The sequence below is a fragment of the Neisseria sp. P0021.S005 genome, assembly GCF_051956955.1.
The window spans coordinates 1-4,364 of sequence record NZ_JBQCWY010000229.1; the positions used below are offsets into that span (position 1 = coordinate 1).

Annotated in this window: 4 protein-coding genes and 1 pseudogene; all 5 read left to right on the top strand. The window is 45.7% G+C overall.

Annotation, left to right across the window (positions count from 1 at the left end; translation table 11 throughout):
- Positions 1-543 (top strand): annotated as a pseudogene (locus ACTHUE_RS11545) (hypothetical protein); the annotation flags it as partial.
- 63 nt (positions 544-606) lie between these two features.
- Positions 607-1,914 carry a replication-associated recombination protein A gene (locus tag ACTHUE_RS11550; protein ID WP_070461712.1) on the top strand — a complete coding sequence of 436 codons (1,308 nt, stop codon included), beginning with the start codon at positions 607-609 and terminating at the stop codon, positions 1,912-1,914.
- Positions 1,915-2,101: 187 nt separating this feature from the next.
- A complete protein-coding gene (locus tag ACTHUE_RS11555; protein ID WP_004519973.1) occupies positions 2,102-2,317 on the top strand; it encodes a hypothetical protein in 216 nt (71 codons plus the stop codon).
- The gene (locus ACTHUE_RS11560) at positions 2,298-2,714 is read left to right on the top strand and encodes a low molecular weight protein tyrosine phosphatase family protein (RefSeq protein WP_234395576.1); all 417 of its coding nucleotides are present in this window, start codon (positions 2,298-2,300) and stop codon (positions 2,712-2,714) included. The genes ACTHUE_RS11555 and ACTHUE_RS11560 overlap by 20 nt, the downstream gene beginning before the upstream one ends.
- Positions 2,715-2,896: 182 nt before the next feature.
- Positions 2,897-4,198 (top strand): hemolysin family protein, encoded by a 1,302-nt coding sequence (locus ACTHUE_RS11565; protein WP_070504676.1) that lies wholly within the window; start codon positions 2,897-2,899, stop codon positions 4,196-4,198.
- Positions 4,199-4,364 lie beyond the last annotated feature (166 nt).

The following is a 4,364-nucleotide window of genomic DNA, read 5'->3' on the forward strand; positions in this document are numbered from 1 at the left end:
TTTACAACATGTTCCACAGCTTGCATGTTAGGATTTGATAAAGATTACAAAAGAAATATAAAGATTTTTATATTCTTATTTTTAACTCATGCATACGTAATTTTTCTTCATTTAATCCCAAGCAATAAACTATCACTAAACTCAGTCCATTTTGCTCGTTTTGCCGAAACCCCTGAGAATTCCTCATGGTACTTATTACATAATAATTTTCAACAAAACAATGGCTTCCAAGAAACCAGCGGAATTGACAGAAATGACTTGTTCAAGTTAAAACAAAAATTCAAATGCTCTGCACTTTCAGAAAAAGAAAAAGTAAAAAAAGGCATTTCCTGTTCTTCAATCCCCGAACAGCGTAACAACGCCCTATACGGCTATATGGCTTGGAACTTAGGCGACACTAAGGTCTTCTGCCCGCCGACTGCTGAAAACAACAAAGGAAAAAAGGAAGCCGCAAAATTAGCAACAGAATGTATCGTTATCAGTGGGAAATTCCTGCAAATTTTGAATAAAAACTATATTGATATTATGCCCAAAGAGCGTTAATCCGCTTTCATATGACCTGCTATAATCCACGTCGTCTGAAAACCCTCTTTCACGGAAACCGCCATGGCCGACCTCTTTACCCGCCAACCTGATGCGCCGCTTGCCGAACGCCTGCGCCCGCATTCTTTAGACGATGTCATCGGGCAGCAGCACTTAATCGGCGAAGGTAAACCTTTGCGCGTGGCGGTGGAAGGCGGGAAGCCGCATTCTATGTTGCTGTGGGGGCCGCCGGGCGTGGGCAAGACGACGTTGGCGCGGATTTTGGCGCAGAGTTTCAATGCCCAGTTTCTGCCGGTTTCCGCCGTATTTTCAGGTGTAAAAGACATACGAGAGGCAATTGAGAAAGCTGAAATTGCCTTGCAGCAAGGGCGCGCGACAATTTTGTTTGTTGACGAGGTACACCGCTTCAACAAAGCGCAACAGGACGCATTTTTGCCTTATGTCGAAAGCGGTTTATTAACCTTTATCGGCGCTACCACGGAAAACCCGTCATTTGAAGTCAATCCGGCATTGCTCAGCAGGGCGCAGGTGTATGTTTTGCAATCCTTGTCTTCAGACGACCTGAAGAAGCTGATTGCCAAAGTATTGGCTTTGCCCGAATACCAAGGTTTTACGATTGAAGCAGATGCGCAGGAGCTGCTCGTCAATACTGCCGACGGCGATGCGCGCAGATTGTTGAACTTGATCGAGCAGCTTTTACGCGCTGCTAATACACGCCGTCTGAAAACCTTAACCGCCGAATTCCTTGCTGATAGTTTGGGCGCGCAAATCCGCCGTTTCGACAAAGGCGGTGAGAGTTTCTACAACCAAATCTCCGCCCTGCACAAATCCGTGCGCGGTTCGCATCCTAACGCGGCATTGTATTGGTTCTGCCGTATGCTCGACGGCGGTACTGACCCGCGCTATCTTGCCCGCCGCATTGTCCGCATGGCATGGGAAGATATCGGCTTGGCCGATCCGCGTGCTTTAACGATTGCCAATGATGCTGCCGCTACTTATGAGCGCTTAGGCTCGCCAGAAGGGGAACTCGCTTTAGCTCAAGCCGTGTTGTATCTCGCCGCAGCCGCTAAATCCAATGCAGGCTATAAGGCATACAACCAAATGCGCCGCTTCGTCAAAGAAAACGCCAGCGACGAAGTACCCGTCCACCTGCGCAACGCCCCGACCAAGTTGATGAAAGAATTGGGCTACGGACGCGAATACCGCTATGCCCATGATGAACCCAATGCCTACGCTGCTGGAGAAAGCTATATGCCCGACGGCTTGGACGAACCGGACTTCTACCAACCCGTCCCGCGCGGGCTGGAAATCAAAATCGGCGAAAAGCTGAAATGGTTGAAATCCTTGGATGAAGATGCGCTGGATGATTAAAACAGTAAATGTGTCTCAAGTTTCAGACGGCCTTTGGCCATTTTGAGCGTAATAAATTGTTTAATATTGGCATTATATCTTTAATTTCGCTATAATTTTGTCATCCTATTTTCTTGCCGAATAATCGAATACATAAAAAATTGCGGCTGCTGAACCCGATTTCCGAAACAAAATTAGAAAGCAGATAATGGACAATTTAGATCAAAGTCGTAGCCGTGCATGGCGACGACATCAAGAGCAACGCCCCAGTCATCGTGTACATGGCAAAAATCCTTTGAAATATAAACCTGAAAAAAAGTGGGATTTGATGTATCTCCGCAGCAATAAAATCAAACGTGCACAAAAACTGGGTTTTATTTATCCGTTCAGACAGCATGAATTTGATGCTGAATGGTTTGACTAACTCAAAAGATACATTTTCGATTCAATCGAGATGGTTTTCACAAGGCGGATACTTTCCGCCTTTTTTAATTTTTATGAATGCACTTTTTATTTGTAGTCGTAACCAATGGCGCAGTCCTACCGCTGAAACCGTATTTCGACGTTATCCAAATGTACAGGCACGTTCTGCAGGGACCAGCCCCAATGCGCGGCATACTGTTTCCATAGACGGCATCGCATGGGCGGATAAGATTTTCGTGATGGAACAAAAACATAAGAGCCGTCTGTTGGCACAGTTTCCCCGTGCTTTGCAATATAAGGAAATGATTGTTTTAGATATTCCTGATGATTACAGATACATGGATGAAGAGTTGATAGAAATATTGAAGGAAAGTGTCGTGCCTTATCTGTATAAATAATGAGGTTTTCCGTAAGATTATCTGAAAAAATATGATTGACTTTTAAGTGAAATTTATTTCAATACCATCATTTGCTTCACGCATCACTGACAAATAAAACGCAAATCTAAAATCAAATTGAATTTTTCAGACGGCCTTTGCTGTTTGAATATTTTTAACCTATACCATACACACACATTTCCATGAATATTTTTGAAGCCTTACTATTATTGTGCCTGCTGATTGTCATTAGCGCGTTTGTGTCCTGTTCCGAACTCGCGCTTGCCTCGGCACGTAAAATCAAATTGCAGGTCATGGCGAAAGACGGCGGCGATACGCGCGCGCTTGACGTAATCAATATGCAGCAGCAGCCAGGCAGTTTTATTACTGTCGTCCAAATCGGATTGAACGCCGTCGCCATTCTTGCCGGTATCGTCGGCGAGGCGGCAATACGTCCGTATTTTGGCAAACTTTTGGAGAACGCAGGCAGTTGGGGCAGCACAGCTGCCTCTTTGCTGACCTTCTCGCTGGTTACAGGTAGCTTTATTTTAATTGCCGACCTGATGCCCAAGCGTATGGCAATGACCCATCCCGAAGCGGTGGCGGTACGCATCGTCCGTCCGATGATGTTTTTGATTTTTATCTTAAAGCCCCTTGTCTGGATTTTTGACGGGTTGGCAAACGCAATATTCAAACTCTTCAAAATCTCAACCGTCCGTCAGGAGCAGCTGACTTCGGAAGATATTTATGCCGTTGTTGATGCAGGCGCGCAGGCTGGTGTATTGAAAGAACAAGAACACTATCTGATTGAAAACATTTTCGATATGCAGGAGCGCACGGTGACTTCCACCATGAGCACGCGCGAATATATCGCCTATTTTGACAAACATGACGACAGCGATACCGTGTTGGAAATAATGTCGGAAAAACCACACAATAAATTCTTGGTGTGCGACGGCGATTTGGAACGCGTTATCGGCTATATCGAATCGCACACGCTGCTGACTTTGTTTTTAAAAGAAAAAGACGTCCGCCTGACCGACAAGCGCGTGTTGCGTAAAGCCTTGTTCATCCCCGATACACTGTCGCTTTACGATGTCTTGGAAACCTTCAAGACTTCCGGCGAAGACTTTGCCGTAGTGGTGAACGAATACGCGCTGGTGGTCGGCGTGGTAACGCTGAAAGATGTGATGAGCATTGTGATGGGTGAGCTGGTCAATACCGAAGAAGAGCCGCAAATCATCCGCCGCACCGAAGACACCTGGCTGGTGGACGGCGCGACCCCGCTCGCCGATGTCATGCGCGCGCTGGATATTGAAGAGTTTCCCAATTCGGAAAATTATGAAACCATCGCCGGCTTTATGATGTATTCCCTGCGCAAAATCCCGAAGCGTACGGATTTTCTGGTTTATGCCGGTTATAAGTTTGAAATCATCGATACTGAAAATTTGAAAATCGACCAACTTTTGGTTTCCAAACAAGGAAATATGGTGGGGAAAATGTAACAAGTAGCTGGGAACACTTGAAAAGAAAATTAAAAAATAAATAAAAAGGAAAAAATATTATGACGACAACTGAACCTCAAAAATACGCCCGCAGCCTGCACGCGCCCATCAGCCTCGGCACGACTTCAGACGACCGCTTTATGCCGCGCGGCTTTCTTTCATATTT